This is a genomic window from Mesorhizobium sp. M4A.F.Ca.ET.050.02.1.1 (assembly GCF_003997725.1).
Classification (GTDB): Bacteria; Pseudomonadota; Alphaproteobacteria; order Rhizobiales; family Rhizobiaceae; genus Mesorhizobium.
Window position 1 is genome coordinate 1 of record NZ_RZSG01000779.1, and the last position, 2,768, is coordinate 2,768.

1 protein-coding gene and 1 pseudogene are annotated in these 2,768 nt (G+C 62.9%); both read left to right on the forward strand.

Translation table 11 applies throughout. From position 1 onward, the window contains the following. A pseudogene (locus tag EOA33_RS40975) lies at positions 1-1,300 on the forward strand (hypothetical protein); the annotation flags it as partial. Beyond that, a complete protein-coding gene (locus EOA33_RS31010; RefSeq protein ID WP_348628271.1) occupies positions 1,209-2,702 on the forward strand; it encodes a WD40 repeat domain-containing protein in 1,494 nt (497 codons plus the stop codon). The pseudogene EOA33_RS40975 and the gene EOA33_RS31010, both read left to right, overlap by 92 nt. The last annotated feature ends 66 nt before the right edge of the window (positions 2,703-2,768 follow it).

The following is a 2,768-nucleotide window of genomic DNA, read 5'->3' on the forward strand; positions in this document are numbered from 1 at the left end:
CTCGAGGAAGTTCCGGTTTGCGTTCACAATGTCACCGGCGCGCGGCCAACGGCTCAACAGTGCTTCATGTGCTACGCGGACGACGACATGGCCCGCGGCGTCCTTGCGTGCCCATCGGCAGAAAGAGGAGAAGGATCGGCACGCGGAGCTGGCGCTGATCGAGGCCGCCGAAGAGGCAAAACGCGAGCGCCTGGAGCGCGAGGCCGAGCGCCGGAGCCTCGCGGCTGTCGCAGCAAACCGGCTCGCCCGACGTACGCGCAATGCCGCGATCGTGGCGATCGCGCTCGCTCTCATGGCGGGCGCAGGCGCGCTGGTCGCCTTCAAAGCGCGGGAGGAGGCAAGGGGCCAACGCGATCAGGCGCTGCGCAATCAGTCTCTTTCGCTCTCGTTTCTTTCGGAGCAGTCCGCGTCGAGAGGCAACACCGAGGCTGCGATCCTGTTGGCGCTCGAAGCACTGTCCTCGAAAGACCAGCCCAAGCGGCCCTATCTCTTTGAGGCTGAGACAGCCCTCTACAAGGCTCTGCTGGCGCACCGACAGATCAAAATCTTCCGGCATGGGGCCGGCGTGACGGATGCGGCATTCAATCCGGCCGGCGATCGCATCGTCACCGCATCCCACGACAAGACTGCGGCCGTCTGGGACATCTCCAGCGGCGCCGAAACCGTAGTTCTAAAAGGACATGAAGAGGCCCTGGAGAGGGCTGAATTCAGCCCGGATGGGAGCCGTATCCTGACGGCCGCGAGGGATGGCACTGCACGCCTTTGGGAGGCCACATCGGGAGAACAGCTCTTCATCCTGCGGCCTGTAAGCAACTATCCGACGGCAATCTTCAGCCCGGATGGCACCCGGGTGCTGACGGCGGGGGAGAACAGCGATGCAACGCTCTGGGATGCTCGGACCGGAAAGAAAGTCCTAGGTGTAAGGAGCGACGCATATACGCGTGCTGCTTTCAGTTCAGACGGCCGCAGCTTCGCGACGGCAGGCAGGCATTTTGTTTCGATCTGGAATAGCGCAGACGGCGCTCTGACGCGGTCAATCCGAGTGACCTCCTGGCCCTACAGCCTGGCGTTCAGCGGACGGGAGCCGGATGCTGGCCGGCCCGTGGGGTTGGCATTCACACCGCGACACTTCCAGCCTTTTCGATGTGTCGAAAGGAACGGAGATCGCAAAGTTGGCCGGCAGCAAGAGCGACACGCAATTGAACGGCGTGATCTTCGGTCACGGGGGTCAGCGAATCGCCACTGTATCCCTCGATGGCACTGCCCGGATTTGGGATGGAGTGTTGGGAACGCTGGATGATGTGCTCGGCCAGGAGGTTTCGGGATTGAAGGCAGACATCGACACGGATGAACGTGATGTGGAGATGAACGGTGCTTTCACCCCGGACGACCGCTTCCTGGCGACCGCCTCGGTCAATGGGCCGATCCGCATCTGGGACGTTGAACGCGCCTCGTTGGTGACGACGATCGCCGGCCATGAATCTTTGGTCGAGCATCTGGAATTCAGCCCGGTCGACGGCAACATTCTTCTCACTGCTTCACATGATGGCACTGCTCGGCTGTGGGATGTCGACGGCGCGCTGACGACCGCGCTCTCGCATGAATACCGGCCGACTTTCGCGGTCTTCAGTCCCGACAATGTCCACCTGCTGACCGGCGGCGGCGACAGCGCGGCGCACCTCTGGGATGTCGTGAGCGGGCGCGAGACAATCCGGTTCGATACACATGAGATCATTCAAAACGCGACGTTCAGTCCCGATGGACAGCAGGTCGCGACGGCATCTCTTGGGGGGCAGGTCCGTATTTGGGATGTCGCCACGGGTTCGGAGACCGCCCAGTTCCGATCACATGGCGGCTTGGTCCAGATCCAGTTTGGTCGCGATGGCAAATCGCTTCTTGTCGCATCGATCAACGGCACCGCGCAGCAGTGGGACGCTGCGAACGGCACCGAGCTGGCCGTCATCAATACAAGCAGCAATCTGCCCCAGGCCATTCTTAGCCCCGACGGAAATCTGATCCTCTCGGCCAGGGAAGACAATGCGGGCCACCTGCTGACGACGGGCGGAGCCGAGCTCAGGGTTCTTGTGGGGCATCAGGATCGCATCACGGCAGCGGCCTTCAGCCCGGACGGTCAACTCGTCGCCACAGGCTCGCTCGACCACACGGCTCGCATTTGGTCGACCACGGACGGAGCAAACGTCGGAACGCTAGTGGGACACACCGGCGCGCTAACGGTCCTCGCCTTCAGCCCCGACGGTCAGTCGCTGCTGACCGGCTCGCGCGATGGAACCGTCCGCATCTGGAGCGTCGCTGGCGGACTGGAAAGTGCCGTTCTAAGGGGCCACGACGGCGCCGTCGACAGCGCCCAGTTCAGTCCTAACGGTTTGTATGTCGTGACCGCGTCCTCCAAAGATCGCACGGTGCGGCTATGGGCGACGCAATCGGGGCGCCAGATTGCCGTCCTTGGCAGCCACGACGAAGCAACCGTTCTACTGGGCTTTACACGCGCAGCTTTCAGTTCCGACGGCGCCCGCGTCGCAATTGTTGCCGGCGAAAAAAGTGTCCGTATCGTTCGTGTCTTCCAGGCGCCCAAGGACCTCATCGACTTCGCCCGGCGCACCGTGCCTCGCGAACTCACCGCTTGCGAGCGGCGAAGCTTCTTCCTGCCTGCGGACCCTGCAACCGGCACCTGTCCGGGCTGACGCCGGCGACCGGTCGGATGTTGTCGCTTGAGTCGGGAGGGTAGCTGCCTACAGATTGCCGATGCA